Source organism: Candidatus Electronema sp. TJ, from assembly GCF_048287355.1.
Taxonomy (GTDB): domain Bacteria; phylum Desulfobacterota; class Desulfobulbia; order Desulfobulbales; family Desulfobulbaceae; genus Electronema.
The window spans coordinates 1-25,562 of record NZ_JBLWEP010000012.1; the positions used below are offsets into that span (position 1 = coordinate 1).

Sequence of the window (25,562 nt, forward strand, 5' to 3'; positions counted from 1 at the left end):
CAGGAATCGTGTCAATTCCAATTGGAATCAGGGCAATTCCAATTGACTTTGGCCCGGTTCCAATCGGAAACGCCCCGGTTCCAATTGGAATCAGGGCGATGCAAACGCGTTCTTGGCTGCCGCTGCGGGCGTTCCGCCTGACTGCAATTCCTGCAAGAGTTCAAAACAGAGCAGTCCTCAAAACGTAGTGACAACCCAAGTTGTTGCAGGTCGCAACTTGGGTTAACATAGATAATGTCCGCCGCACTGCGCTGATCAAGGCCGACAAGAAGGCTATGGAAAACAACCTCATAAAAATAGGGGTCAAATGACAACTCTCGGCATCGAAGAACTCATCGCCGCGCCGCCGCTTTCCTTCGCCGGGAAGCGGCTGGCCCTGCTCTGCAATCAGGCTTCCACGGACAGCCGTTTCCGCCACAGCCGCGATCTTGTCATGCAGACTTTTCCCGGCCAGCTTGTCTGTCTCTTTTCGCCGCAGCACGGCTTTTTCAGCGAAAAGCAGGACAACATGATTGAGTCCGGGCATGGCCGCGACCTCTCAACCGGCCTGCCGGTCTTCTCGCTGTACGGCGAGACGCGGCAGCCGACCGCCGCGATGTTCGAGCGCTTCGACATCCTGCTGATTGATCTGCAAGATGTGGGCACGCGAGTGTACACTTTTATCTGGACGGTGGTTTATTGCCTCCAGCGGGCGGCGGAATGCGGCAAGAAAGTTGTCATCCTCGACCGTCCTAATCCGGTCGGCGGACGCATCGTCGAAGGCAACCTGCTCCGATCGGAACTGCGTTCCTTTGTCGGTCTGCATGACATCCCGATGCGCCACGGCCTGACCATAGGCGAGCTGGCTCTGCTCTGCAACAGCGAGATGGGCATCAACGCCGATCTTGACGTGATGAAAATGCAGGGCTGGACAAGAGACATGTTCTTTGCTGACACCGGCCTGCCTTGGGTCTTTCCCTCGCCGAACATGCCCACGCCGCTGACCGCGCTGGTCTATCCTGGCCAAGTGATCTGGGAGGGCACCAATGTTTCTGAAGGACGGGGGACGACGCTGCCTTTCGAGCTGGTCGGCGCGCCGTTCATCAGACCGCAAGAGGTGCTGGAGCGGCTGAACCGCACCGAGCTGCCTGGCTGTGTCCTCCGCCCGATTCTCTTTGAACCGACTTCCGGCAAATGGGCGGGTCAGCCGTGCGCGGGTTTTCATATCCATGTCACGGAGCCGGGCTGCTTTCTTGTGTATCGGCTCAGCTTGGCCCTGCTTGAGGCTTTGCTGCACCTTTATCCGCACGACTTTGCTTGGAAGCAGCCTCCCTACGAATATGAATACGAGAAACTGCCAATTGATTTGATCATAGGCAACCAAGCTGTGCGCGAGGAATTGGAAAACGGTGCCGACATCATCGCGCTGGAGCAGTCATGGCAGGAGGAGCTGGTCACTTTTGATGAGCGGCGGCGGGATGTTTTTCTTTATCCAGCGATGAACCCTCAGCGGCAATACCGGACACGCGGCTTGGCAATCGGATAAAAAACATGCGCAAGCTCAAGAATTTTGATGCCGAAACCGTTGAGAGCTGCTCACTCTCGCCCCCGTGAGCAACCGCGCTGCAGCATGAACTTCTCGGCAGAGCACATTGAATCCCTGATAGACTGGGAGGACTTGGTTCTGCACACCCAAAGTTCCACATCGATCTCTCGCGGGTGGTGTCCAAATGCCATCTTGCGCGAATATGTGAAAGATGGCAAAATTGCCTGAGCGTGTTGTTTCCTTGGCTGCGCTGCAAAAGACCATGCCGACAAAGTCCATTGCTTTCTGAAAATTCTGCCAGACGGACGCGGAAGCATCAGCTGCCCACTGGAGGGCCGCCGTGCGGAACATTGCTGACAAGCTGAAGCCGGGCGTGAGCCGCTCCATGCATCTTTTCGCCGCGCCGCTGCTCTGGACAGCGGTCGGCATTATGCTGATGGAGCGAGGTCTTGGCTGGATGGGCCTGCATGTGACCTTGCGCCTGCTGCTCATCGCTCTGCTGGCAGGCACAGCCAAGTCATTGACTGTGCTTGACAAGACTGCAAAGAAGGTGCTGAGCCGGATCATGGGCTTCAGCGACAACACCTGCATCGGCGCGGTCTATCCGTGGAAAACGTGGCTGCTTGTCCTCATGATGATGGCCTGCGGCATCGCTCTGCGTATCTTCTTCAAACCCAGCCCGCTTCTCGGCGCAGTCTATTTTGCCATCGGCTGGGCTTTGCTTCTTTCCAGCCGTCACGGCTGGGCGCAGTGGCTGAACTGGCTGCGCCGCCGCTGAGCTGTCCGCTCTTTCCTGCTCATTGATCCAACAGATGGAACAGTCTGTCTCCGAATTGTACCACCGCGCCGCAGCGGTCGTCGATCTTGCCTGCATCAGCCATAATTTGAATATAGTGCGGGAAAAAGCGCCGGGCCGCAAGATCATCGCCATGATTAAGGCCAACGCCTACGGCCACGGGCTGACGCGGGTGGGCGCACATCTGGCGGCGGAAGGCGTGGATTATCTTGGCACCGCCTTTGTCGAGGAAGCCTTGGAGCTGCGCAAGGCAGGCATCACCATTCCCATCATCACTTCCGGGCCGTTCTCTAAATTCCAGATCGGCCTCTTCATTGAAAACCAGATTGATTTCACGGTCGGCTCGGTTGACGCGCTCCAGCTCATCAGCGAGTCAGCCGCCTTTTACAAGAAGCGGGTCAATGTGCATCTGAAGATCGACACCGGCATGATGCGCATCGGCATCCGTCATGCCAATGCCGACAAGCTCTTTGAGGCGGCTTTGCGGGCTGAGAAGCAGGTCAATGTGGTCTCAGTCTTCTCCCATTTCGCCAATGCCGACAGCAGCGACCTCAGCTTTGCCCGCCTTCAGCTGGAACGCTTTCTGGAGGCGGCCCGTTTCTACGAGCGGCGCGGTCTGCCCATACCGCTGCTGCAAATCGCCAACTCTGCCGCTGTCCTGCGCCTGCCTGAAAGCCTTTTGGACATGGTCAGGCCGGGAATCATGCTCTATGGCTATCACCCTTCGCCGCACACCGCCGCAGCCGAGGCCCTGCTGCTGCCTGCTCTGTCGCTGCGGGCCAAAGTGATGTATTTCAAGGTGATCCTCAAAGGCAGCACGGTCGGCTATGGTCGGACATGGACTGCGCCGGAGAACTGCCGGGCCGTCACCCTGCCGATAGGCTACGCTGACGGCTACTCACGCGGGCTGTCGAACAAGGGGCAGGCACTGCTGCACGGCAAGAGACACCCGGTGGTCGGCACAGTCTGCATGGATCAGCTTGTAGTCAATATCGGCGGCGGCGAGGCGTACAATGGCGACGAGGCGGTGCTGATCGGCAGGCAGGGCGATGAGGTCATCACGGCGGACGATCTGGCCGCGCAGCTTGGCACGATCAGCTATGAGGTGCTGACCGGCATCAGCCAGCGCGTGCCAAGGATTTACATCAACGAGCGTCTGCCGGACAAGCGTACAGCGACCGTCCTCTGTCCGAGAGCAAAGTGATGCTCCGACTATGCTCGCTGGCTGAAGAGGGATCATTCAATGCGGATAAATGCCGTTGAAGAGGTCTTCGTAGGCCAGCCGTTCGGCCCGGCAGCCCATCATCACAGGCATGTTGAAGAGACGGTCAGAGGCGGAAAGGATAGGCTCCGCGTTTTTCTGCACTCCGCCGCTGGCGATCACCCGCACCACTGGCACGCCAAGGCCCTCTTTGGTGAGATTGACGGCAATCACTTCAGCTCTGGGCAGCACGGCGCGGATGCGGGCCAGCACTGTTCTGATGTCATCGGACACGGACTGGGCCGATTGATTGACGAAAGAGGAGTACTTCACTGTCGCGCCGCTGTCTGTGTTCATCTCCAAGGTCTTAAAGTGATTGAGGGCGAAAAGTGAATGATACTGAAAGACCAAATCGCGGGCCAATGGATTGCGGTATTGGCTGATCCGCTTGTCCGCGCCAGGATCGCGGGCCTGATAGGCCTCGGAAACGCTCCGTTCCAAGGCGATGGCTGGATCAAGGCTGGCTCCAAACCCGTTGGAGGCGTAGAATGAATAATTGCTGTCATCAATCATCCAGGCGCGGAAGACAGGAAAACCGAAGTCAGAAGTGTAATCACGGAGAACCAGACGCAGACCGTGCGCCGCGATGCGGTCGAGCAGTTCCCTGACTGCGCCGGGCAGCTTGTCGTCCAGCACTATTCGTGGCCGCTGCACCCGGTTGGCCTGCCAGATCATCCATGCGTCGTGCTCGATCAGTTCCAGCAGTGCCTGGAGCACTGCGTCCTCATAGGTGCCGCCTGCGGCCAGACCGCCGGAGGCAGTGTCATAAAACTGGCCCATGAACCGGGTGTTGGAGAGGAAAACCATGGAGGCGGGCACTAATTTTGGACTGCCGTCATGGAGCGAGTGACCCCAAACCCAGTCAACGGGCAGATTCTCGTCAAAGCGGTCCATCTCGCCTTGGTGATACACTGTGCCGACATGCTCCGGGATGTTCATCGCCACGTCGCGCACCTCGCGGTACGGTGCGCGGATCAGGCCCACACCGCCGTGATACCTCGCGCTGATCCGCTCGAACAGCTCAAAGGCAGCGGAGAAATAAGCCTGCTCTTCAGTGAGGCCTTTGCCCCGGCTGTTCTGCTGCGGCACTATCATCCGCCGCTTCGGGTCGTAGTTTGTTTCCGTGCAGGCGGAAAAACGGTAGAGCATGTGATCAAGCGGCCCGTCGTTATGCCTGCGGATGCTGACCTTGGCACCGAGCCGGGCCAAACTGTCATCCAGCAGCTTTTTTGTCTCCTGATTGGAGATGCTGCGGCGGCCTCCCACAGTGTACTGCACCGGCTTGTCCGTATGGAAAGAGACTGCCGGAGGAATCATCTTCGGCCTGCCTTCCTGCAGGCGGTCAAGAGCCAAGGCATGACATGCCGGGCAGCTGCTGATCGGAAAAAAATCCACAGCTGACTGTCCTGAGGCCGATGGCTCTGCGAAAAGCAGCTGACGGCCAAGCAGTTCCGGGTTCTCGCCGCCAGCCCGCAGCCGTTCCGCCTCGCTGGCGATCAGCTCAGCCGCCCAAACTGCCGCCGCCCGCTGCTGCGGCGTGTCAGGCAAAGGCCAAGCCGCTGCCAAACCTTCCAAGCTCTGCCAAGGAAAAGTGCTGCCGCAGGCCCGCGCCAGCCGCTGCCGCCGGTGTTCCGTGTAGCAGCCGAAGCAGGAGGTCAGACCGGGCAGGACGCTTGGTCCGGCAGCCAGCTGATGACCGTCGAAGTAGCAGAGGATGAAGGAAAAACGCCGCTTGAGGAAAAATGCATTGCAGTCCAGCAGCTCACGGAATTGAGCCTGCTCAGGGCAAAGGATGAACACAGTTCCTGCGGCAAAGATCTCATGCTCCGCCGGAAGCTGAAAGGGCCGCAGCAGCACTTCCCCGCGCAGACTCTGCCTCAGGGTCTCAGCCAGCATTCCGCTTCCCAGCAGGCAAAACGGCGGCAAGGACGGAGATGCCGCTGGCCGGGCTCTAACTTCTGCGATGCTCAGCAGGCCAGACTCGGCCAAGGTCGTAAGAAAGTTGAGCACATCCTCCGCAGGAAATTCGCCTGCAAAATGCTCGATGATCTGGCTCGCCGCCGCTTCGTCGCCCACTGCGTCAAGCACCCGGCCCAGCACGACGGGATCGCATTCCAAGAGTTTCAGCTGGCCTTGCACGGCCACGGCCACAGCTTCGCTGCCCGCAGGCGAAAGGGAAAGCCGGGAATTCCTTCTGATCAACGTGTTCGCATTCATGTTTTTATTTTTCCTGCGCAAAGTTGAGGTGATTGACGATGGTGTTTTGACGGCGGAGAAAAAGGAGCCAGAACAGCCCGGCGGCGATCATGATGCCGCCCGCAAGGGCTGCTGCCGCGTTCAGCCCCAATATTCCAGCTGACGTGCCATGAACTGCGGCGGCCAGTCCGTATAAAGACAGGTAGATGCCGCTGTCTAATCCTGAGATTCTGCCCCGCATGGCGGGGTCAGCCTCGCGCAGCAGCAGGGGCTGATAGGCAAGGCCGAAGAGGAAGGCACTTGCCAGCTGCGCCGCGAAGAGCAGCAAAGACAGCGGCAGGTTGATGACATGAGGCAGAAGCATAAAGAGCAGCCCCTCAGCCACGCAGGACCAACCGATGATCAGCCCGTCCTGCCGGAAGCCCCGCCCCAAAACAGGCCGGACAGCGGCGGCACTCAGCGCGCCAATGCCGGTCATGGCGAAGAACGCCCCCAGCACGACTGGGTCGTTGGCAAAGCGCTGATAGCAGAGCAGGGAGACGATGACAAAAACTCCGCCGCCGCCCAGCGACCAGACAGCGTTGGTCAGCACCATGCGCAGCAGCACAGGCTGGGTGCGGAGATGGCGGATTCCAGCCAGCCAGTCCTGCCGCAAACTGCTCTGTCCCGCCTTGGCAGCATCTGCGCCTGCGGCTTGACTGGGAACGGCTGTCCATGTGCAGAACGCGGAGAACACAAAGCTGAGGGCATCAAAGAGGAAGACTGCTTGGCAGCCGACAATGGCTATCATCGCCCCGCCCAAGCCGTTGCCAAGCAAGACAGCCATACCGAAACCGATCTGCATCAAGGCCAGAGCGCGGTCAAAGCGGGCCGCGCCAGCCGTGTCTTGCAGGCAGACCATGCGGGCCGAGGCATGAGCTGCGCTGAGTGCGCCCATCAGCACGGTCAGCGCGTAAAGAGCAGGCAGGCTGCCCGCGCTGCCTGCAAACACAAAGAGCAGAGCAGCGGTCGCTAGGCTGAGGTCAAGGCTGATCAGGAACAGACGGCGGTCAAGGCGGTCAGCGATCACTCCGCCCAGCCCGGCGAAAATCAGGCGCGAGGAAAGCCGCAGGCCGATGGCCAAGCCGGTCTTCAAGCCCTCGCCGCCGCTGAGGGACAAAATCAGGAAAACCACTGCCGCTTGATTGAAACTGTCGCCCAAGGCACTAACGGTCCAACCTGCCCAGAGCCTGCGGAAGGAAGAGTTTGCCCGAATAAAAGCTAAGTAACCGCTGCTGGCCTGATTGATCATACCATCTGATAATGAAAAAAAATGCCGCCGTCTCTTCTCGCTGACGGCGGCACACGAGACATTCAGCCTAAATAGCGGAATTGTCTCATCTGAATCACTGAGCTACTGAAGAACCGTGATGCATAAAGCTTGAGACAGACTTCTCTGTCTCTGCTGCGACGCGAATTTTCAAGCGAATCACCTCCTCTTTCTTGGGATAGAGCGCATTTTCCTGGCGAGACAAAAACATGCTGCTCATTTTTATCAAATATACATTGCTCTGTTTGCCCGATCAATAAGTCGACCGACTCATTTTTATAGGCAAAGTCCAGTGTTATCCCGAAGCAACGAAAGCATTGGCGGTGCTGGCTCAGAAGCGCAGCTTCAGCTCGGCATAGAAGGTGAGCGGGTCGCCGGGAGTGAGGTAGATGTCGCCGCCGCCCCAGTTCTCTCCAGCAGCGATGTAGTCGCTGTCAAAGAGATTGCGGACAGACAATGAGCCTTCCCATTGCCCTTTGGTGTAGGTCAGCTTAGCATCCACGAGATTGTACGAGTCCTGCTCGAAGGAATTCTCGTTGTCTATCCACTGCGTGCCGACCCAGCGGCTGGCGAGCGAAGCCCCGAAGCCGCAGCTGTGGCCGTAGCGCAGTTCCAGCGCAGTCTTGTGCTTGGGCTGCCAAGGCAGGTCGTTGTCCGAGTAGTCCATCTCATAGTCAACGAAATCAACGTAGCTGCTGTCGTTGTAGGTGTAGGAGCCGGCCAAGGTGAAGCCGTGGCCGAGGTCAAGGTCGCCCTCCAGCTCCACGCCCTGCATCCGCGACTCGCCCGCGTTCTCGTAGCGGAAGGTGCCCTGCGCCGCCGCATCCGGGACCATCACCAGCTGGTTTTCCAAATCGGTGCGATAGAGCGAAAGCTGAACGTAGGCCCTGCCGCCAAGCAGGCTGGCCTTCAAGCCGGTCTCATAGCTGAGGGCATCTTCCGGCTCAATGTCCGGGTTGCTGGCGATCTGCGAGCCAACCGGGGCCTTGAAGCCGCTGCTGAGGCTGGCGAAGAGACTCAGTGCCGGGTTGACCGCCCAAGCCGCGCCAACCTTGGGGCTGAACTCGCTGAAGTCGGAGTCGCGCGAGCCTGCCGGGTCAAGCAGGTTGTCCAGCTCAATGGCGATATGGTCATAGCGTAGTCCGGCGGTCGCGGTGATGTCATCCCTGACCTTCAGCTCGTCCTGCACGTAGAGCGAGTTGAAGAGCCGGTTGGACTCCGCGTCGCGCGAGGTCAGGCCGCGCTTGGCTTCCGCCGGAAAGTATTTCGAGAAACGGCGGGTTTCATCGTAGTCCTCGCTTTCAAGCTGATAGCCGAGCATGGTCTGGTTCTTTCTGCTGAAAAGCTGGTTGTCGCTGATCAAGCGCAGCTCGTCGCCCATGCGCCGCGACTCCAAGTCCTTGTCCACCACGTCCACGATGTCCCGCCATTCCTCGGTGATGTTCTGGCCGTAAGCGCGGTTGACCAACTTCAGCTCCTTGCGCAGTTCATGCTCCAAGCTGAGGCCGAGGTTCTGCTCGTCGTGCTCCTCCTTGCCGTGCTTGAAGAAGACCTGCTCCCGCTCGCCAGCTTGGTAATTGGCCAAGGGCAGGTAGTCGGGATACTCCAACTCCCATGTGGAAGCGTCCACGCTCAGGCCCGCCTTGGTGTACTCGGCAAGCTGGCCGTCCAAGCGGGCGAAGCCGTTCACCCGGTCAAAATCGTTGTTCTCGTCGCGCCAGCCTTCACCCGCCCGGCGGGTCAGACCAAGAGAGTAGCCTGCGCCGCCATCCAGCGGTCCAGAGAGCAAGGCGGTCTGCTTGTTCTCGCCATGGCTGCCGTAGCCTGCGCTGACCTCGCCCTGCCGGCTTGCGCCGCCTTGCTTGGTGATGATGTTGATCACCCCGCCCAGCGCACTCTTGCCGTAGAGGGCAGAGGCCGGGCCTTTGATGATCTCCACCCGCTCCACGTTCTCCATCGGGATCGCCGACCAGTCCACAGTGTCGAGGGCAGTGTTGCGCGGCACGCCGTCCACCAGCACCTGCACATACTGCGAGTTGAGCGCAGGCATTCCCCGCATCGTCACCATCGAGAACTCGCCGCCGCCCTCCCACTCGTTCATCTGCAAGCCTGCGGTCTGATGGAGCGCGTCAGTCAGCACCCGCGAGCCAGTGCCGCGCAGCTGCTCGCCGTCCAAGACCGTGACACTGGCAGTCACCTCTTTCAGCTCGGTTTCGCTCTTGGTCGCTGTGACAATCACCTCGTCCAGCTTATACGCCCCGCCTTCCTTCTGAGCCGCCTCGTCCGCCACAGCCAAACCGCCGCTCAGAGACAGTGCGCAGACAATGCCCGCCGCCGAAATTTTTTTCGCGATCCTTCTTCCGTTCTTCTTCATCACTGTTCTCATCCTTTTTTGAGTCCAACGCAGCCCTTGCGGGCCACAATAAGCAAATAGTCCACACTGCCGCGCCCTCCCTGCCGATAATACACTGCCGCCTCCTCGCGCACCTTGGCCGCAAGCTCCGGCTGCTTGAGAAAACCTGCCTGCCGCCTCGCCGCCCGGTTGATGTCGCAGAAATATCGTCGCCAAGCCGTGTCCGGCAGCAGGCAGGAGAAAATAATCTCCAAGCCAAGCTGAGGCAGCAGCTGCCGATACAGCAGCTCGCTGCCGGTTTTGAGATGACGGTAATAGGCAGATACCGGCTCTGGTGCCCAAGGATGCACTGCCAAGTCGCTCAAATACAGATGCCCGCCCGGTTTGAGGGCATGACTGAGGAGCTGAAGCAGGGCTTCCCGGTCTGCGGCTGCTGTCAGAACGCCGCCGTCAGCAGCGGCAAAGTCGCAGTATTCCGCAGCAGGCAGGCAGCGCAAAATATCGGCGCAGCAAAAGTTGATTCTGTCAGACAATCCTTGAACTGCTGCCAGCCTTTTCGCCCTGCTGATGAAATCAGGAAAAAGGTCAAAGGCTTCGACGCGGCAGCCGAAATGTTTGACCAGCTCCACAGCGGTCAGGCCCATGCCACAGCCAGCCTCCACAGCCAGAGAATCCGGGCCAAGCCCAGCCAGCCGTCCGGCGGCAAGCGTGAACTCCAAGCCGCCGGGAGCCAGTCGCCATGCCTCTGTCTTCAAGGGTGTTCCTTCGTCAGCGAGGTTTCCGTTTCTGGATGCAATGCAGCAGCCAGCTTCTCCACCGATCCGCCAAAGCGGATGCCGGGCATCAGGTCAGGGAAGGGCATGGTGACAAGGCGGCCCGTGCGCACCGCCCGGAGCTGGCGCAATGCCGGATTGCTCTGAAGCAGATGCAGCTTGTGCGCCGCAGTTGACCAGAGCGAGTCAACGATGATGATCACCTCAGGATCACGCTCCAGCACCGCCTCCCACGAGACATTGGCCATACGCGCTTCAATGTCACTGAAGACGTTCTCAGCTCCGGCCAGCGTGAGCAGAAGCTGTTGCGATCCCAGTCTGCCAGCGGTGTAAGGGCTGCGGTCGTCCATGTCAAAGAGAAAGGCCCGCACCGGCGGCTGCCCCTTCAGCTTGGCGGATGTGCGCTCCACTTGCTGGCGTATCTCAGCAGTCACAGCCTTGGCCCGCTGCTGCACATTGAAAATGCTCCCGATGTCAAGAATCTCTCCGAGCAGCTCCTCCAAGGTCAGCGGCTGCTTGCGGCCTGGACAGAATACCGGCGAGACATAGGTGGCGATGCCCAGCTCATGCAGGAAGCTGCGGCTGCCGAGGCTTGCGTCGCTGAACATGCCGCCGAAGGTGGCATAGACAAAGTCCGGCTCCTCGGCCAAGAGACTTTCTCGGCCCGGTGCTTTTGCCGCCAGCACCGGCACCTGCCGGTAGGCGGACAGGAGGTCTGGGCGAACTGCCGCATCTAGATAGGCAGTGCCGACCATCCGCTGCTCCAAGCCGAGGGAAAGCAGCAGCTCTGTGGCGGCCTGATTGACAGACACAGCCCGGCGCGGCGGACGCGCAAGATGGACAAGCTGGCCGCAGTTGGAGACAAGCATAGACGCTCCTTCTTGATTCTGTTCCGCCCCTGCGCTCCCTCCGGCCAGCAGAAGCAGCAGCGCGGCTGCCGCAATCTGCTTCATGGCCGACCGGCCCTGCTGGATGGGCCGAGGAAGCGGAGCTGCGCTGTGCCGTTCTCGCTGCGCACTTCAGCTTCCACGCCGAAGACCGTCCGCAGCAGCTCCGGTGTGAAGACCTGCGCTGGCGGGCCGCTGGCTGCAACTTGGCCTTGCTCAAGGACAAAGACTTGGTCGCAGAAGGCGGCAGCCATATTGAGGTCATGCAGCACGGCCAAGGTGGTCAGTCCCAGACGTTTGATCTGCCCAAGCAGCGAGAGGGCGTGGCGGATGTCGAGATGATTGGTCGGCTCGTCCAAAATCAAGGCCGGGCTGTTCTGGCAGAGGGCACGGGCGATCAGCACCCGCTGCTTCTCGCCGCCAGAGAGCGTCTGGAAAGGCGCGTCCTCCAGCCCGACCAAGTCAGCGGCCTGCATGGAGCGGCGGGCGCAGGACAAATCCTCCCAGCTCATGCTCGAGAACGCGCCGTGGTGCGGATAGCGGCCCATCAGCACCATTTCCAGCACCGTGAAATGGCATTCGGCAAGAGATTCTTGCAGGACGGCGGCCAGCTTGGCAGCCAGCTCGCGGCGGGAGAAAGCGTGGATGTCCTGCCCGTCCAAGGCAACGCTGCCTGCGTCAGGCCGCAGGGCGCGGTAGAGGCAGCGGAGCAGGCTGGACTTGCCGCTGCCGTTGGGGCCGACTATGCCGGTGAACTGGCCGGATTCCGCAGTCAGGGAGAGGCTGTCAAGGATGCGCCTGTCGCCGACGCTCCACGTGATGCCGGAAAAAGCAATCTTCACAGACCGTCTCCGCTCAGGCCGCGCTCTTTGCGCCGCAGCAGCCAGAGAAAGAAGGGCGTGCCGACAAAGGCGGTGACGATGGTCAACGGCAATTCGGCAGGCTGGATGAGCAGGCGGGCGGCCAGATCAACCCAGATCAGGAAGACAGCCCCGGTCAGCACAGCCAGCGGCAGCAGACGGCGGTGGTCGCTGCCTGCAACGAGGCGCACAGCGTGCGGCACCATCAGGGCGACAAAGCCAACCCCGCCGCTGACCGAGACCAGCACCCCGGTGAGCAGGGCGGCCAGCGTCATCAGTTTGAGGCGGAGCAGATGCGGATTCACGCCCAAAGCGCAGGCGGTCTCGTCGCCAAGGGCGATGAGGTTGAGCTGCCGGGCCGAGGCTATGGCGTACACCGAACCGCCTGCGGCCAGCAAAGCGGGCAGGCCGAGCTGATCCCACCTTGCCCCGGCCACGCTGCCCATCAGCCAGTAGAGTATGGCTTGCGAGGGGATGTGCTCGGCGGAGCTGAGGATGAGAAAGCTAGACAGCGAGGTGAAGAGATAGGACACCGCCACCCCGGCCAGAATCACCCGTGACGGCGTGAGTCTGCCGTTGCGCCAAGCCATCAGGCCGACTGCGGCGAAGGCGAGCAGCCCGCCGCCGAAGGCCGCTGCGGAAAGGCCGCCTTGGCCAAGCCGGTCGCCCCAGCCGAGCATCAGCACCAGCACTGCCCCGACTGCCGCGCCTGGCGACACACCAATGATGTAAGGATCAGCCATCGGGTTGCGCACCGCCGCTTGCAGGATGACTCCGACTGCCGCCAGCCCGGCCCCGACCACAGCGGCAAGAAAGACTCTTGGAAAGCGAAGATAGAGGACGATGTGCTCCTGAGCCGGGCTGAACTGGCCCAGCTCAAGGCTGGTCACACGTTTGAGCGCAACCGCCCAGACCGTGCTGGCAGGCAGCTTGGACGGCCCAAAGGACAGAGCGATGACCAGCGAGGCAAGCAGAGCGGCGCAGAGCAGGGCAAGAAAGAGGGAAGGGCGGCGGGAAGGCGGAGGCATGTTCTGGAAGACTTCGGCGGCAGCCGGTCAGGGCCGTGACTGGTTGATGATATGCAGATCACTTCGTTTCAAGAGCAATCCGGCACCGAGACCGCCAGTGCCGCCCAAAGGCGGTGGGGCTTGTCCGTCGCGCCGTCATGCAGTGTGATCTTTTGCAAGATGATCTTATCCGAATAAAAATAAACTATTCGGTCTGCCCAAGCAATAAGGCGGAAAACTCATTTTGCTGGGCAAATCACCCAGAACTTCCCGACGGCGGCGCAGGAGGGCGGACCATCTCCGCAATGCAGGCAGCAAGTTGGGAGCGAAAAAAGAAAGATGAGGAAAAAGGGGAGCGGCGGGGCTGAAAAAGACGAAGGCTGCGGCAGGAGGAGAGAATCTGCCGTAGCCTTCTTAACGACGCACTGCGCCTGCGGACGCTCCGGCACCGGAACTGAGGTGCAAGAGCTTTTGCTTTCTCCCGTGCTGTTCGGGGCTGAATCGAAGGAGACGGGAGTATCTTTATGGCACACAGCAGGCGGGGGCTGGATGGCGGAACAGAGGGGGGCGCGGATCATGCCAGAGGAGGAGAGAGAGAGCATGTCCGCATCCGTTCGTCATCTTGCCTGCATGGTCATATAAAACCATACTTTTCCCGCCCGAACAATAAGGCGAACGCCTCATTTTTTCTGGGCAGAGTCCTCGGCAGGTCTGTTCCATAATCGTTTTGCGCCTGCTGGCAAGACATTGCGCCCGCCAAAGCTGACCGCTTTTCTGCTGCTTATTATCCGCATGGTATTCTTGCAATAAAACGAAAACTCCTCAGCAAGGTCAATCGGCTTGGCCCGCAATTCTGGAACGACCGGCTGCGGAACTCTTCCATTTTTCTTTGAAAACGTATACATTGAAGCGCGACTTTGAAATTCGCAGCTTGACTGCGTCCGTGCAGCCTGCGCCAGCTCGTGAAATTAAACCGAATCTGGCAAAAAAACTCGTCACAGCCGAAAAGCCCGGCGTGCCCGCTGACACTATCAAAGCCCTGCTTGGCAATGTTGACCGGCAGAAGACGCGATCAGGCGCAGACTGCGCCATCTCAGCGAGAGGAAAGGGAATAACGCTAGGAGCTGTCTGAGGAGATTCCAAGCGCGACTGCTCTTGAATCAGGAGTTTTCTGGCTTGAACCCAGAAACTTTCTATAAAAAGATAGGCGGCTTCTGCCTTTAAGCTAGGCAACTCCTTTTTCAGAACAGGCGGTTCCTTTTATAAATTAGGCCGCTCCTTTTTCCTAACCAGAATTCGCCTAATTTGAAAAAGCGATGTTCTTATTTGAAACTGACGCGCTGCTTAACTCTAACCTGCTGGGCGCGAACCGATGATTGAGGTGGATTATGTGCATTTGCGACTGCACTCTGGCGAAATCAGGCATTGATATTTTAAAAGTCGCCAAGTTTGAACCCATCAAGCAGATCATACGAGAGAAAGGCTTGGCGCATGTCAACGATCAGTCGAATTTGATGTTTTGCAGCCCGGTTGGCAATCAGAAGCTGTTCAGCTCGGAAGTAAAAGCGAATATTGTGCTATCAGGATTTTGCGTTGCTCCAGATGCAGCCATTGCCTTTGCTGAAGATTTGCAGCGCATGTCTTTCAAAGAGGCGACTGTTGCCAACACCTTCAACACGCCGACCATGCGGAATGGCATCAAAAAGATATTCAAGAGCATCGGTATCAGGAACGAGGCCCTCTTTGAGGAATCAACGCAAGGCGGAGGGCTTGCAGAGAGTGCAATACGCTTGCTCATGACGCAAATGCTCTGTGTGATCAGCAAGAATGGCGGCTCAAAAGCGACAGACGTTATAGAATTATTGAAAAGCAATCTGAAGATCAGGGGTCTTGCGGAACGCTGCCTGTGCTGCTGGGTGAAAAGGATTGAGGAAAAGGTTGAACCAGGAGGCATCATTCTTTTGATGGGAGGCGATTCGCTCAAGCTGATAGCTGACACGGAATTCCGTCAAGGTGCTGTCTGCCGGTGCGTAATTCGTCTCAACGAACAGATGAAGGGGTCAAGCCTGCTTTCTTATCTGGAGAAAAAGAGCTATACGGTGGTTCCGGTTATTCATGCTGCCGGGATTGGCTATCCAAACAGTGAAGCGGCATGGTATAAAAAAGCTGAACGAGCGGCGGCGCATCGACTTCTGCTTGAGAAATTCGGCGGCGATGCCATTGAAGAGCAACTTACAGCCTGATTTCTGCAACAGTGCGCCATAGAAGCTCGCTGGTGAAACTTTGGAGACCGGTGTTTTGAGAAAAATGAGAGCAGATTATGTTGATTTACTCTTGCTGGTTATGCCTGTTTTCGTCGCCGTGCTCGCTGTCTGGAGGTTTCATCCGACACGCGGCGAGCTGCGCTTGATTTGGAAACGGCAGATTGGACTTGGTCTTGCAGGATTCGTGTTATTTTTTATCCTGTACGCGCCTTCAGCCATCCATTATTGCGGCAAGGGCCAGCCTGTAGTCCACATAGCGGCAGCGTTGCTTTCTGCCGCCATCGTGTTTTTTGGCGCAAGACCAGGCAAAAGACGTATTCTGTCAGTCATGGCCGTGGTTGTTCTGGCAGAGCTTGCGGTAAATCATTATCATAACCTTGTGCATGACGGGGAATTCATCGGCACAACTGACATGGCCAGTTTTGACAACCATCATGAAGAGGAAAAATACTGCTCGGCGGAAGTCCTATGGCATACGCCAATTACTCGGCTGTATCGGCTCCATTGCAACAACAGAATGAAGAACAGACAGTAACACAATAACTCATGGCAAAAACCCTCATCATCGCTGAAAAGCCCAGCGTGGCCGCTGACATCGTTAAGGCCCTGCCTGGCAGCTTTGACCGGCAGAAGACGCATTTTGAAGGCGGCGACTGCATCGTCTCCTTTGCCCTTGGCCATTTGGTCAGCATCGGCTTTCCTGAAGAAATTGATCCGGCCCTGCAACGCTGGGATTTGGAAACGCTGCCCATCCTGCCGGAGGTTTTTCCCCTCACCGTGCTGCCTGATGCCAAGCCGCAGTTCTCTGTTCTGAGCAAGCTGCTGAAGCGCAAGGACGTGGACGTGATTGTCAACGCCTGCGACGCGGGCCGCGAGGGCGAGCTGATCTTCAAATACATCCTCAAGCAGGTTTTTCCCAAGCCGCCCAAGGATAAAACCGTGCGCCGCCTCTGGCTTCAGTCCATGACGCTGGACGCGATCAAGGAGGGCCTGCGCCATCTCCGCGACGACAAGGAAATGGTGCCGCTGGAGCACGCCGCGCTCTGCCGCTCTGAGGCTGATTGGCTGATCGGCATCAATGCCACCCGCGCCCTGACCTGCTACAATTCGCGCCACGGCGGCTTCAGCAAGACTCCTTGCGGCAGGGTGCAGACCCCGACTCTCTCGCTGCTCGTCAAGCGCGAGCAGGAGCGGCTGGCCTTTGTGCCCAAGGATTATTGGGAGCTGCACGCCCAGTTTGAATGCGGCTCAGTGAAGTATCAGGGCGTGTGGATTGATGCCGCTTTCAAGAAAGATCAGGAAGACCCGGATGGCAACAAAAAGCGCATCTGGGAAGAAGCGCGGGCCAAGGCCATTGCCGAGAAATGCGCGGGCCAGCAGGCCAAGATTTCGGAGGAAAGCAAGAAGAGCAGCCAGGCTCCGCCGATGCTGTATGACTTAACCGCCTTGCAGCGCGAGGCTAACTCCCGCTTTGGCTTTCCGGCGAAAAGCACCCTCAGCATTGCTCAAGCCCTGTACGAGCAGCATAAGCTGATCACCTACCCGCGCACGGACAGCTCCTGCCTGCCGGAAGATTATCTGCCGCAGGTGAATGAGGTCATGGCCCGGCAGCAGCAGTGGCAGTTAGGCCGTTTTGCCGCCGAGGCTCTGGAAAATGGCTGGCCAGACAAGAACCGCAGCAACAAGCGGGTCTTTAATAACAAGAAGATCAGCGACCACTTTGCCCTGATTCCAACGGTCAATCTGCCCAACAGCTTGGACGAGGCGGAGCTGAAGATTTATCAAATGATCGTGCAGCGGTTCTTGGCGGTCTTTTTCCCGGCTGCTGTCTTTGCCCAGACCCGCCGCCTGTCCGTGGTTGAGGGTGAGACTTTTATCACTGAGGGAAAAATTCTGGTTGAGGCTGGCTGGAAGGCGGTTTACGGGGCTGAGGCCGCAGCAGGCGAGGCGAAAACCTTGGAGCCGCTGCCGAAAAAGACAGCCGCTGTCTGCGCTGAGATTGAGCAGAAAAAGCTGGTGACGAAACCGCCGCCCCGCTACAACGAGGCCACCTTGCTTTCGGCAATGGAGCACTCTGGCAAATTAGTCGAGGACGAGGAGCTGGCAGAGGCGATGAAGGAACGCGGCCTCGGCACCCCTGCCACGCGGGCGGCGATCATTGAAAAGCTGCTGACCGAGAAGTATGTGGTACGCGAGCTGAAGGATTTGGTGCCCACCGGCAAGGCTTTCGAGCTGATCGCCTTGCTTGAGGCGCGGGATATTGACGTTTTAGCCTCGCCGGAACTGACTGGAGAATGGGAGTACAAGCTGAATCAGATACTCAAAGGCAGCATGACCCGCGAGCAATTCATGCGGGAAATCCGCGAGCAGACGGCCAAGATCGTCGGCAAGGTGAAAGAAGGCACTGCGCCTGAGGCTGCGCGGGTGGAGGCTCCTTTTTCGCCGTTGGACGGCAGACGCTTCTTTGCCACCGCCACCGCCTATGAATCAGAAGACCGCAGGCTGCGGGTGCGCAAGGTGCTGGGTGGACGGGTGATGAGCCAGGAAGAGATAGTCCGCCTGCTCAAAGGCGAGACCGTCGGCCCTTATGCTGATTTCCGCTCCAAGGCTGGCAAGCCCTTCATCGCCTCGGTCGTGCTGCAAGACGGCAAGGTGACGTTCCAATTTCCTGAATCCACAGAAAGGATTGATCAGGAAGCTGTCAAGCGGCAGGAGCCTTTGGGGCTTTCGCCGATTGATAAAACCCCGGTTTTTGAGACTTCGATGGCTTATATGTCAGCCTCGGCCTTGGACGGCGACCAGAAGCAAGGGCTGCGCATTGGCAAAACCATCTTGGAGCGGGCCATCAGCGTGGAGCATGTCAGACAATTGCTGACGCAAGGCAAGACTGAACTCATCAAGGGTTTCATCTCCAAGAAGAAGCGTCCATTTGATGCCTATTTGCTCATGGATGCAAAGGGCAAAGTGACGTTTGAATTTCCGCCGCGAAAGACGAAGGGCAAGGGCGGCGAGGAAGCAGAGTAAAATACTCGTTCCCATGCTGGAGCGTGGGAACGAGAAACTTTGAGAGGTCTTTAAAATGATAACTCAGCTTGAGATAAAAAATTTCAGAGGCTTCTCTGAATATAAGATTGATGATGTAGGACAGGTTAATCTGCTGGTTGGGACGAATAATTGTGGTAAGACTTCGATTTTGGAGGCTGTGCAGTTGCTAAAATCAAGCGGAGACCCCTATGTTTTGTTTTCCATTCTTGCCCAAAGAGGTGAGCAAATACTACAGGCGGATCGCCCATCATCTCAAAGACTTGATGTTGATTTGTGCAGACTTTTTTATGGCTTCGAGCTAACAAGACAGTCTTATTTTGTAATAAGCTGTATAAATGAAGCAGTTGAAAAATTTTCAGCTACAATCAAGCAAGTATCCCCTGCTCAACTTTCACTGTTTGAATCAGAAATTGAAAATCAATATTATCATCCGAGATTAAATCCATATCAGCTTAATTTGTCTTGGGGTAACAAAAACGAGATAATTGAAAATGATTATCCATTTAGTAAAAATCGTGGAATTTCCTATGAAAGTATAAGAAGGTTATCTTTCAAGTCAATCTCAACAGAAGAAGGAAATGTAAAATATGTGCCAGCATCTTCCTTGTCTACACAGAACACTCTCGAATTGTTCGATAAAACAATTCTTAACCCTGAAGAAGAATTAGTCTTGGAAGCAGTAAAGATTATCGAGCCAGATATTATCCGATTAGCTCCAATTAGCGGAAGCAGCTCATCTTCAGTAATATTCCGTGGTGGTATTGTCGTTAAAAGCAGCAAATGGGAAGAAAGAATTCCTATCGGCAGCTTTGGCGATGGCATCTGGCGTTTGCTTGGCCTTGCCTTATCTCTTGTCGGAGCAAAGGATGGCATCTTGCTAATTGATGAAATAGATACTGGCCTGCATCACACAGTGATGTCAAAAATGTGGAAGCTAATTTGCGCCACCGCAAGAAAGCTCAACGTGCAGGTTTTCGCCACAACGCACAGTAGAGATTGCTGGGAAACGCTGGCCGATAACGCCGTTGAAGATGAATTTACAGATATGCCTATCCGAATCCATCGAATTAACAAAGATAAAAAACTGGCGACGACCTTTACGAACGAAGAAATGCACCTTGCCTTGAATAGAGATGTTGAGGTGAGATGAAATGATTTACGAAAAAGTTTTGCTGGTTGAGGGTGACGACGAAAAATGGGTGATTCCTCAGTTTGTTGAAGCCAATGGCATAATCTGGGAAGATAAAAAGAAGAGGCGTATTGTTGAAATTAAGCCATTTGATGGAATAAACAAGCTAAACAAAAAACTGCTCAATACTGAGTTGCAAGCGTCTGGCTTAAGAATTCTTGGCATCATTCTTGATGCGGATGATTGTCCCACCAACCGCTGGCAAAGCATCCGCAATTGCCTGATCGAAATATATCCTGATATTCCAGAGCATATTCCTGCAACTGGCCTGATTCATCCCGGAGAAATCAAGCTCGGCATTTGGATAATGCCTGACAACAAAGAACGGGGAATGCTGGAAACATTTCTGCAATTTCTCCTGCCGGAAGGCGGAAAGAAACTGTGGCAATTTTCTGAGAATTGCTGCCAGCAGGCTAAAGTGATTCAGGCCAAAGAGCAGGGAGATTGCTTCAAAGACTGCCACAGCGACAAAGCAAAAATTCATACATGGCTGGCGTGGCAGAATCCGCCGGGACTACAACTTCATCAAGCGGTAATAAAACGTATTTTGTCTTCAGACTCGCCACAAGCGGCAGTGTTCATGCAGTGGTTCAAAGATTTATTTGAAGTTTAAGAATTAACCATCCCAAAAGTTATTTTATCGTTTTTGAATCCAAAATCTCTCATCAACAGATGATATGCGACAACTAAGAAAAGAATACCAGGAATGCGGCGGCCAAGAGCTGGCTGCTATCTGCGCCCGCATCGCCCTTGACACCAAGGCTGAAGAGCTGACCGTGCTCGACGTGCGCGGCCAATCCTCCTTCACCGATTATTTCGTCATCATGAGCGGCCGCTCGACCCGCCATGTGCAGGCGTTGGCCGAGACCATCGAGGCGGAGTTGAACTCCAAGCGGGTGAGCAGCCAGCACGCCGAGGGTCTGCAAGAGGGCCTCTGGGTGCTGCTCGACTTTGGCGACGCGGTGGTGCATATTTTTTACAAAGAGCAGCGGGCGTTCTATGATCTGGAAGGCTTGTGGCACGACGCGCCCCGCTTGGATTTGAAAGAGGATTTGGGCGTTGCCGAGCCGGAGGAAGAAGAATGACAGCAGCAGGACGGCCTGTGGTCTTGGCGATTCTCGACGGCTGGGGCGTGGCTCCGGCTTCTCCGACCAACGCGGTGTCTGTGGCCCTGACTCCGAACATGGACAGATGGGCCGCCGAGTATCCTTACACCACGCTGACAGCGCACAACGGCGCGGTCGGCCTGCCAGAAGGACAGATGGGCAATTCCGAGGTCGGCCATCTTAACATCGGCGCGGGCCGGGTAGTGTATCAGGACTACACCCGCATCAGCCGGGCGATTGCGTTGGGGGAATTTGCCAAGAATCCCGCTTTGACGGCAGTGCTGGACAAAGCGCAGGCCGCTGGCTCTCGGGTGCATTTCTGCGGTCTGCTCTCAGACGGCGGTGTGCATTCGCATCTCAGCCACTTGGCGGCTTTGCTGGAAATGGCAGCGGCCCGCAAGATCGAGGCCAAGATTCACTGCTTCATGGACGGGCGCGACACACCGCCGAGCAGCGGCGTGGGCTATATGCGCGAGCTTTTGGCAATCATCCAGCGCATCGGCTGCGGCAACGTGGCGACGGTTTCAGGCCGCTACTGGGCGATGGACAGGGACACTCGCTGGGATCGAGTCGAGAAGGCGTGGCGAGCGATGGTCGGTGGGCAGGGATTGTCTGCTGCTGATCCGCTGGACGCGGTGACAGCAGCCTATGCTCGTGGGGAGACGGATGAATTCATTCAGCCGACCGTGCTGGACGATGCAGGCCGGATTAAGGACGGCGATGCGGTTGTTTTTTTCAATTTCCGCGCCGACCGCGTGCGCGAGCTGTGCCACGCCTTCCTTGATGCCGACTTCAAGGGCTTTGATGTCAGCAACCGGCCCAAACTGCTCGAATTGGTGACGATGACGGAATACGAGGCGGAGTTCCCTTTCCCGGTGGCTTTTCCGCCGCAAAACCTGACCCGCATACTCGGTGAAGAGGTCAGCAAGGCTGGGCTGCGTCAGCTGCGCATTGCTGAGACTGAGAAATACGCCCATGTCACCTATTTCTTTAACGGCGGGCGCGAGGAGCCGTTTCCCGGCGAAGAGCGCATTCTAATCGAGTCGCCCCGTGATGTGGCAACGTATGACCTCAAGCCGTCAATGAGCGCGAACGAAGTCACCGACCGCCTGCTGGAGGTGTTAGCTGAACCTATCCACGATCTGGTCATCCTCAACTTTGCCAACGGCGACATGGTCGGGCATACCGGAGTCTTGGCAGCGGCAGCGCGGGCCTGCGGGACTGTTGACCGCTGCCTTGGCCGCATCGCCAAGCGGCTGCTCGAGCTGGGCGGCATCCTTGTCGTCACTGCCGACCACGGCAACGCCGAGGTGATGGTCAACTTGGAAACCGGCGAACCGCACACCGCGCACACCCTCAACCCGGTGCCTTTCATCCTTATCAGCGACCAGCATAAGGGCTGCACGCTGAAGAGCGGCGGCGCACTCAAAGACATTGCCCCAACCTTGATGAGTCTGCTTGGACTGGAGCAGCCAAGGGAGATGGAAGGGGAGAGTTTGCTTTCCGTCGCCCTTTGATTCTTTGTGGCAACTTTCTAAGGTGAACTGTGTTGGACAAACAGCAATTGAACAAAAAGAGAGGATGAGATGATCATCAGCTTCACGCTTGAAAATTGGATGTCCTTCCGTGATCCAGTCACCTTTTCGATGGTTGCCACGAGGAAACGTCTGCATATAGAACGGATTCCAAAGCTCGATAAGTATGGAGCAAGAGTTCTTCCGATTGCGGCGATCTATGGCGGCAATGCTTCTGGTAAGAGCAACTTCTTTAAGGCATTAAACTTTGCCAGATCGTTGGTGGTCAAAGTTACCCAGATTGACGAGCCAATTCCGGTCGAAACCTTCTGTCTGGATGCTGACGGAACAGAACGGCCTGCCCGGTTCTGCTTCGAGCTGCTGATTGACGAGATTATATACGAGTTCAGCTTTGCTGTGACCAGAGCTGCGGTTGTTGAGGAGAAGCTCGTTAAGATTGCTGGTGACAACGAGGAGGTTCTCTACGACAGAACAGGAAAGCTGGATGACCCGGTTCTTCAAACCGTCCTTAATGGAACCAGAGAGAATCAGCTCTTCCTCACTAACTCTGTTTCTCAACGAATCAGCCAATTCAGGCCGATTTATGATTGGTTCTGCAATAATCTCATATTGATCGCGCCTAATGAGGGGTTTGTACCATTCGAGAAATTTCTCGATGATAAGAACTCTTTGTACGCCACTATGAACGATCTTCTTCAGCAGCTTGACACAGGCATAATTCATCTTGAAGGAGAGGAAATTCCTTTTGAGACTATTCCGTTATTACAAGTTACGAAGCTTGATCTTCAGAAGAATCTGAAAGAAGGAAAAAATGTTACTATTCAGGTTCCATCTAACCCAAGGGGTAGTTTGACAACATTTTTTATCACCCTGAAAGAAGACAAGCTGATTGCCAAGAAACTGATGACCTCCCATCTGAAAACAGATGGCACAAAAGCAATGTTCGAGATCAAGCAGGAGTCGGACGGATCGCAACGGCTCATTGATCTCCTGCCTGTCTTTCTTTGGCTTTCCGGTCAGAATTCACATCAAGTTTGTGTCATAGATGAGATTGACCGCAGCTTGCATACCCTTCTGACCAGAAGACTGCTTGAAGGGTATCTCGACAGCTGTTCTGCAAAGACCCGCTCGCAGCTGCTGCTGACAACGCACGATGTGCTGCTGATGGACAAGCAACTCTTGCGTCATGATGAAATGTGGGTGGCGGAACGAGATGCTTCTGGCGCGTCCACGCTTTATTCCTTCAGCGAATATAAAGATGCCGCGAAAGACAAAGATATTCGGAAAAGCTATCTACAAGGAAGGCTGGGCGGCATTCCCCGCCTTCTGCTGAATGGCCCATTACGGCAATGCAAATCTGAGGAGGCGGAATAATGCCTCCGAAGCTGCGCAGGTTTGCAAGAGAGATTGGCCAGCGGTCATATCGGAAGCTGTTTCTCATAGCTGCGGAAGGCGAGAAGACAGAGCAGCAATATTTTAATTTTTTCAACAGCCGCACTGCAACGATTAAAGTCGAATGTTTGAAAAGCGGGCATAGCAGTTCGCCTTTTCATGTTCTGAAGCGAATGAAAACGTGGCTGCAAAAGAATGAGCTGAAAGATTCAGATGAGGCGTGGCTGGTTGTTGATAAAGACCGGTGGACAGACGAGCAGCTTTCTGAGCTGCATACTTGGTCGCAACAAAAAGAAAATTATGCCCTCGCCCTCAGCAATCCTAAGTTTGAATATTGGCTGCTCCTGCATTTTGAAGACGGCAAAGGCATTCAATCTTCAGCGCAATGTTCAGAGCGACTGAAGCAGAAGCAGTATCTTCCAGATTACGACAAAGGAATTTGCACCGGAAAATTCACCAAGGAAAATATTGCTGAGGCTGTCCGCCGGGCCAAGCAGCGCGACACTCCTCCCTGCGCAGACTGGCCAAGGACTATCGGCACAACAGTTTACAGGCTGGCGGAAAAACTGATTCAATCAGAATATTCTTGACAGACCTTGCCTTGAGCAAAGATCATTCACGGCAAGTCTGCCGACATCCTAAAACCGAACCGTCTCCGGGGAAAACATCATGCCGAGATGCTGCAAGGTCGGCACGAGGAAGCTCTGGAGAAAGATGATAGCGATGATCAGAAGCATCGGGCTGAGATCAAGCCCGCCCATTGGCGGCAGCCAGCGGCGGATTTTATGCAGTACCGGATCCGTGGCCTGAATGAGAAAGCGGACAATGGGATTGTAGGGATCGGCATTGACCCAAGAGATAACCGCTCTGGCAATGACGATCCAGATATAGGCATTGGAGACCAGATAAATCAGCTTGGCAAGGGCGAGCAGGAAATTTCCGAGAATGAACATGAGGAAGTGGAGTGTTTTGGAGCGGCGCAAGGGCCGCTCTCTTTTAATCTGAGCTGATCACCAGCCGTTCAGATGCACCCGCTCCGGCAAGAAAATGTCTTTGCGGGCGAGCTGCTGCGCCGGAGGCCCCATCGGCACGAAGGAGAAGGGGACGATCTCTTCCGGCAGCCGGAAGAACTGGCGGAAATTCGCCGTCCGTCCTTCGTCAGGATAAACGCCTGTCCAGACTGCTCCCAGACCGACTCCGTGCGCGGCCAACAGCAAGTTCTGCGTGGCGGCGGAGCAGTCCTGCACCCAGAAGCCTTTGTATTTTTCCAAGCGCAGATCTCCGCAGACAAGAATGCCCACTGATGCCTGCCGGGTCATCATGGCGTGAGGATGAATGTCCGGGATGCGGTCGAGCAGGGCGCGGTCACGCAGCACCACAAACTGCCACGGCTGAGCGTTGCCTGCTGAAGGGGCGCACATGGCGGCAGACAAAATTTGCCGCACTGTCTCTTCACTGACCTCGCCGCCGGTGAACTGCCTGATGCTGCGCCGGGTGTGAATCGCTTCAAAGATGTCCATTCGCATTTCCTCTCTTGGTGTTGTCTATTCTTCAGAGAACGTCATCCTGCCGCTTCCTATTCAGATAACACCTGTTCTTCTTTTCCGCAAGCTGCAATATCTGCCTGCGGTCCAGTTCAGCAGCATATTTTTGCGGCGCATCGCCCTGCAAACGACTGATCACGCTTGCGCAGGCCGCCAGCGGATCGCGCAGAATCTCGCATTCCCACAGCACCAGCACCCGCCATTGCAAGATTTCAAGCTCCTTGACCGCTGCTGCGTCCCGCGCCATGTTGCGGGCAAATTTCTGCTGCCAATAGTCCTGATTGCTGCCGGGCATCCGCGCCTTTGCGCAGTTTTCATGCCGGTGCCAGAAGCAGCCGTGAACAAAGATGGCAATGCGGTATTTCGGAAGGACAATGTCCGGCGAGTCAGGCAGCTCTGCTGAATTATTCTGTTTTCCCGCCGCCTGCGCCGGAAGGATGCTCGCTGCAAGTGCGGCGGAGTACGCTTGCTTTGCCCTGATTCCAATTGGAACCGGGGCAATTCCAATTGGAATCAGGGC

Annotated in this window: 22 protein-coding genes; 12 read left to right on the forward strand and 10 right to left on the reverse strand. The window is 56.5% G+C overall.

Features of this window, described 5'->3' with window-relative positions:
* Positions 1 to 307 precede the first annotated feature (307 nt).
* The 3 genes from ACNKID_RS01785 to alr all read left to right on the forward strand — a co-directional run bounded on the left by ACNKID_RS01785 (position 308) and on the right by alr (position 3,525).
* Positions 308 to 1,525 carry an exo-beta-N-acetylmuramidase NamZ domain-containing protein gene (locus tag ACNKID_RS01785; RefSeq protein WP_417911716.1) on the forward strand — a complete coding sequence of 406 codons (1,218 nt, stop codon included), beginning with the start codon at positions 308 to 310 and terminating at the stop codon, positions 1,523 to 1,525.
* 340 nt (positions 1,526 to 1,865) lie between these two features.
* Positions 1,866 to 2,303, forward strand: coding sequence for a hypothetical protein (locus ACNKID_RS01790; protein ID WP_417911717.1), 438 nt, complete (start codon positions 1,866 to 1,868; stop codon positions 2,301 to 2,303).
* Between the two features lie 34 nt (positions 2,304 to 2,337).
* On the forward strand, positions 2,338 to 3,525 hold the full coding sequence (alr, locus tag ACNKID_RS01795) for an alanine racemase (protein WP_417911718.1): 1,188 nt from the start codon (positions 2,338 to 2,340) through the stop codon (positions 3,523 to 3,525).
* Positions 3,526 to 3,561: 36 nt separating this feature from the next.
* On the opposite strand, the gene ACNKID_RS01800 is transcribed toward alr, so the two are convergent.
* The 7 genes from ACNKID_RS01800 to ACNKID_RS01830 form a co-directional block, all read right to left on the reverse strand.
* Positions 3,562 to 5,799, reverse strand: a complete 2,238-nt coding sequence (locus ACNKID_RS01800) for a TOMM precursor leader peptide-binding protein (protein ID WP_417911719.1) — start codon at positions 5,797 to 5,799, stop codon at positions 3,562 to 3,564.
* A gap of 4 nt (positions 5,800 to 5,803) precedes the next feature.
* Positions 5,804 to 7,069: an MFS transporter gene (locus ACNKID_RS01805; protein ID WP_417911720.1), complete on the reverse strand. Its 1,266-nt coding sequence runs from the start codon at positions 7,067 to 7,069 to the stop codon at positions 5,804 to 5,806.
* 349 nt (positions 7,070 to 7,418) lie between these two features.
* The gene (locus ACNKID_RS01810; protein WP_417911721.1) at positions 7,419 to 9,461 is read right to left on the reverse strand and encodes a TonB-dependent receptor; all 2,043 of its coding nucleotides are present in this window, start codon (positions 9,459 to 9,461) and stop codon (positions 7,419 to 7,421) included.
* 8 nt (positions 9,462 to 9,469) lie between these two features.
* A complete protein-coding gene (locus ACNKID_RS01815; protein WP_417911722.1) occupies positions 9,470 to 10,195 on the reverse strand; it encodes an SAM-dependent methyltransferase in 726 nt (241 codons plus the stop codon).
* On the reverse strand, positions 10,192 to 11,166 hold the full coding sequence (locus tag ACNKID_RS01820) for an ABC transporter substrate-binding protein (RefSeq protein ID WP_417911723.1): 975 nt from the start codon (positions 11,164 to 11,166) through the stop codon (positions 10,192 to 10,194). Before ACNKID_RS01820 ends, ACNKID_RS01815 begins: the two co-directional genes overlap by 4 nt.
* The gene (locus ACNKID_RS01825) at positions 11,163 to 11,942 is read right to left on the reverse strand and encodes an ABC transporter ATP-binding protein (protein WP_417911724.1); all 780 of its coding nucleotides are present in this window, start codon (positions 11,940 to 11,942) and stop codon (positions 11,163 to 11,165) included. Before ACNKID_RS01825 ends, ACNKID_RS01820 begins: the two co-directional genes overlap by 4 nt.
* Positions 11,939 to 12,988, reverse strand: a complete 1,050-nt coding sequence (locus tag ACNKID_RS01830) for a FecCD family ABC transporter permease (protein WP_417911725.1) — start codon at positions 12,986 to 12,988, stop codon at positions 11,939 to 11,941. The genes ACNKID_RS01825 and ACNKID_RS01830 overlap by 4 nt, the downstream gene beginning before the upstream one ends.
* Before the next feature lie 1,367 nt (positions 12,989 to 14,355).
* Here ACNKID_RS01830 and ACNKID_RS01835 point away from each other — a divergent pair.
* The 9 genes from ACNKID_RS01835 (at position 14,356) to ACNKID_RS01875 (ending at position 24,088) form a co-directional block, all read left to right on the forward strand.
* Positions 14,356 to 15,210, forward strand: coding sequence for a hypothetical protein (locus ACNKID_RS01835; protein ID WP_417911726.1), 855 nt, complete (start codon positions 14,356 to 14,358; stop codon positions 15,208 to 15,210).
* A gap of 64 nt (positions 15,211 to 15,274) precedes the next feature.
* Positions 15,275 to 15,766, forward strand: a complete 492-nt coding sequence (locus ACNKID_RS01840) for a hypothetical protein (protein WP_417911727.1) — start codon at positions 15,275 to 15,277, stop codon at positions 15,764 to 15,766.
* Positions 15,767 to 15,777: 11 nt separating this feature from the next.
* Positions 15,778 to 18,255, forward strand: a complete 2,478-nt coding sequence (locus tag ACNKID_RS01845) for a DNA topoisomerase III (protein WP_417911728.1) — start codon at positions 15,778 to 15,780, stop codon at positions 18,253 to 18,255.
* Positions 18,256 to 18,310: 55 nt separating this feature from the next.
* Positions 18,311 to 19,426 (forward strand): AAA family ATPase, encoded by a 1,116-nt coding sequence (locus ACNKID_RS01850; protein WP_417911729.1) that lies wholly within the window; start codon positions 18,311 to 18,313, stop codon positions 19,424 to 19,426.
* Position 19,427: 1 nt separating this feature from the next.
* Complete coding sequence (locus ACNKID_RS01855; RefSeq protein WP_417911730.1) at positions 19,428 to 20,078, forward strand: DUF3226 domain-containing protein; 651 nt, start codon at positions 19,428 to 19,430, stop codon at positions 20,076 to 20,078.
* A 64-nt stretch (positions 20,079 to 20,142) separates the two neighbouring features.
* Entirely contained in the window at positions 20,143 to 20,550 is a 408-nt protein-coding gene (gene rsfS / locus ACNKID_RS01860) for a ribosome silencing factor (RefSeq protein ID WP_417911731.1), read from the forward strand.
* Positions 20,547 to 22,088 carry a 2,3-bisphosphoglycerate-independent phosphoglycerate mutase gene (gpmI, locus tag ACNKID_RS01865; protein WP_417911732.1) on the forward strand — a complete coding sequence of 514 codons (1,542 nt, stop codon included), beginning with the start codon at positions 20,547 to 20,549 and terminating at the stop codon, positions 22,086 to 22,088. The genes rsfS and gpmI overlap by 4 nt, the downstream gene beginning before the upstream one ends.
* Before the next feature lie 69 nt (positions 22,089 to 22,157).
* Positions 22,158 to 23,480 (forward strand): AAA family ATPase, encoded by a 1,323-nt coding sequence (locus ACNKID_RS01870; RefSeq protein WP_417911733.1) that lies wholly within the window; start codon positions 22,158 to 22,160, stop codon positions 23,478 to 23,480.
* Complete coding sequence (locus ACNKID_RS01875) at positions 23,480 to 24,088, forward strand: RloB family protein (RefSeq protein ID WP_417911734.1); 609 nt, start codon at positions 23,480 to 23,482, stop codon at positions 24,086 to 24,088. Before ACNKID_RS01870 ends, ACNKID_RS01875 begins: the two co-directional genes overlap by 1 nt.
* 48 nt (positions 24,089 to 24,136) lie before the next feature.
* On the opposite strand, the gene ACNKID_RS01880 is transcribed toward ACNKID_RS01875, so the two are convergent.
* The 3 genes from ACNKID_RS01880 to ACNKID_RS01890 all read right to left on the reverse strand — a co-directional run.
* Positions 24,137 to 24,451, reverse strand: coding sequence for a YggT family protein (locus ACNKID_RS01880; RefSeq protein ID WP_417911735.1), 315 nt, complete (start codon positions 24,449 to 24,451; stop codon positions 24,137 to 24,139).
* Between the two features lie 57 nt (positions 24,452 to 24,508).
* Positions 24,509 to 25,018, reverse strand: coding sequence for a nitroreductase family protein (locus ACNKID_RS01885; protein WP_417911736.1), 510 nt, complete (start codon positions 25,016 to 25,018; stop codon positions 24,509 to 24,511).
* A gap of 31 nt (positions 25,019 to 25,049) precedes the next feature.
* Positions 25,050 to 25,562: very short patch repair endonuclease (locus tag ACNKID_RS01890; protein WP_417911737.1), on the reverse strand; the 513-nt coding region annotated here is incomplete at its 5' end.

Bases quoted from the DNA above. Each gene is read 5' to 3' on its own strand.
- ACNKID_RS01785 (WP_417911716.1), top strand. From the start codon at position 308: ATGACAACTCTCGGCATCGAAGAACTCATCGCCGCGCCGCCGCTTTCC.
- alr (WP_417911718.1), top strand. From the start codon at position 2,338: ATGGAACAGTCTGTCTCCGAATTGTACCACCGCGCCGCAGCGGTCGTC.
- ACNKID_RS01800 (WP_417911719.1), bottom strand. From the start codon at position 5,799: ATGAATGCGAACACGTTGATCAGAAGGAATTCCCGGCTTTCCCTTTCG.
- ACNKID_RS01805 (WP_417911720.1), bottom strand. From the start codon at position 7,069: ATGATCAATCAGGCCAGCAGCGGTTACTTAGCTTTTATTCGGGCAAAC.
- ACNKID_RS01810 (WP_417911721.1), bottom strand. From the start codon at position 9,461: ATGAAGAAGAACGGAAGAAGGATCGCGAAAAAAATTTCGGCGGCGGGC.
- ACNKID_RS01820 (WP_417911723.1), bottom strand. From the start codon at position 11,166: ATGAAGCAGATTGCGGCAGCCGCGCTGCTGCTTCTGCTGGCCGGAGGG.
- ACNKID_RS01830 (WP_417911725.1), bottom strand. From the start codon at position 12,988: ATGCCTCCGCCTTCCCGCCGCCCTTCCCTCTTTCTTGCCCTGCTCTGC.
- ACNKID_RS01835 (WP_417911726.1), top strand. From the start codon at position 14,356: ATGTGCATTTGCGACTGCACTCTGGCGAAATCAGGCATTGATATTTTA.
- ACNKID_RS01840 (WP_417911727.1), top strand. From the start codon at position 15,275: ATGAGAGCAGATTATGTTGATTTACTCTTGCTGGTTATGCCTGTTTTC.
- ACNKID_RS01845 (WP_417911728.1), top strand. From the start codon at position 15,778: ATGGCAAAAACCCTCATCATCGCTGAAAAGCCCAGCGTGGCCGCTGAC.
- ACNKID_RS01850 (WP_417911729.1), top strand. From the start codon at position 18,311: ATGATAACTCAGCTTGAGATAAAAAATTTCAGAGGCTTCTCTGAATAT.
- ACNKID_RS01855 (WP_417911730.1), top strand. From the start codon at position 19,428: ATGATTTACGAAAAAGTTTTGCTGGTTGAGGGTGACGACGAAAAATGG.
- rsfS (WP_417911731.1), top strand. From the start codon at position 20,143: ATGCGACAACTAAGAAAAGAATACCAGGAATGCGGCGGCCAAGAGCTG.
- gpmI (WP_417911732.1), top strand. From the start codon at position 20,547: ATGACAGCAGCAGGACGGCCTGTGGTCTTGGCGATTCTCGACGGCTGG.
- ACNKID_RS01870 (WP_417911733.1), top strand. From the start codon at position 22,158: ATGATCATCAGCTTCACGCTTGAAAATTGGATGTCCTTCCGTGATCCA.
- ACNKID_RS01875 (WP_417911734.1), top strand. From the start codon at position 23,480: ATGCCTCCGAAGCTGCGCAGGTTTGCAAGAGAGATTGGCCAGCGGTCA.
- ACNKID_RS01880 (WP_417911735.1), bottom strand. From the start codon at position 24,451: ATGTTCATTCTCGGAAATTTCCTGCTCGCCCTTGCCAAGCTGATTTAT.
- ACNKID_RS01885 (WP_417911736.1), bottom strand. From the start codon at position 25,018: ATGGACATCTTTGAAGCGATTCACACCCGGCGCAGCATCAGGCAGTTC.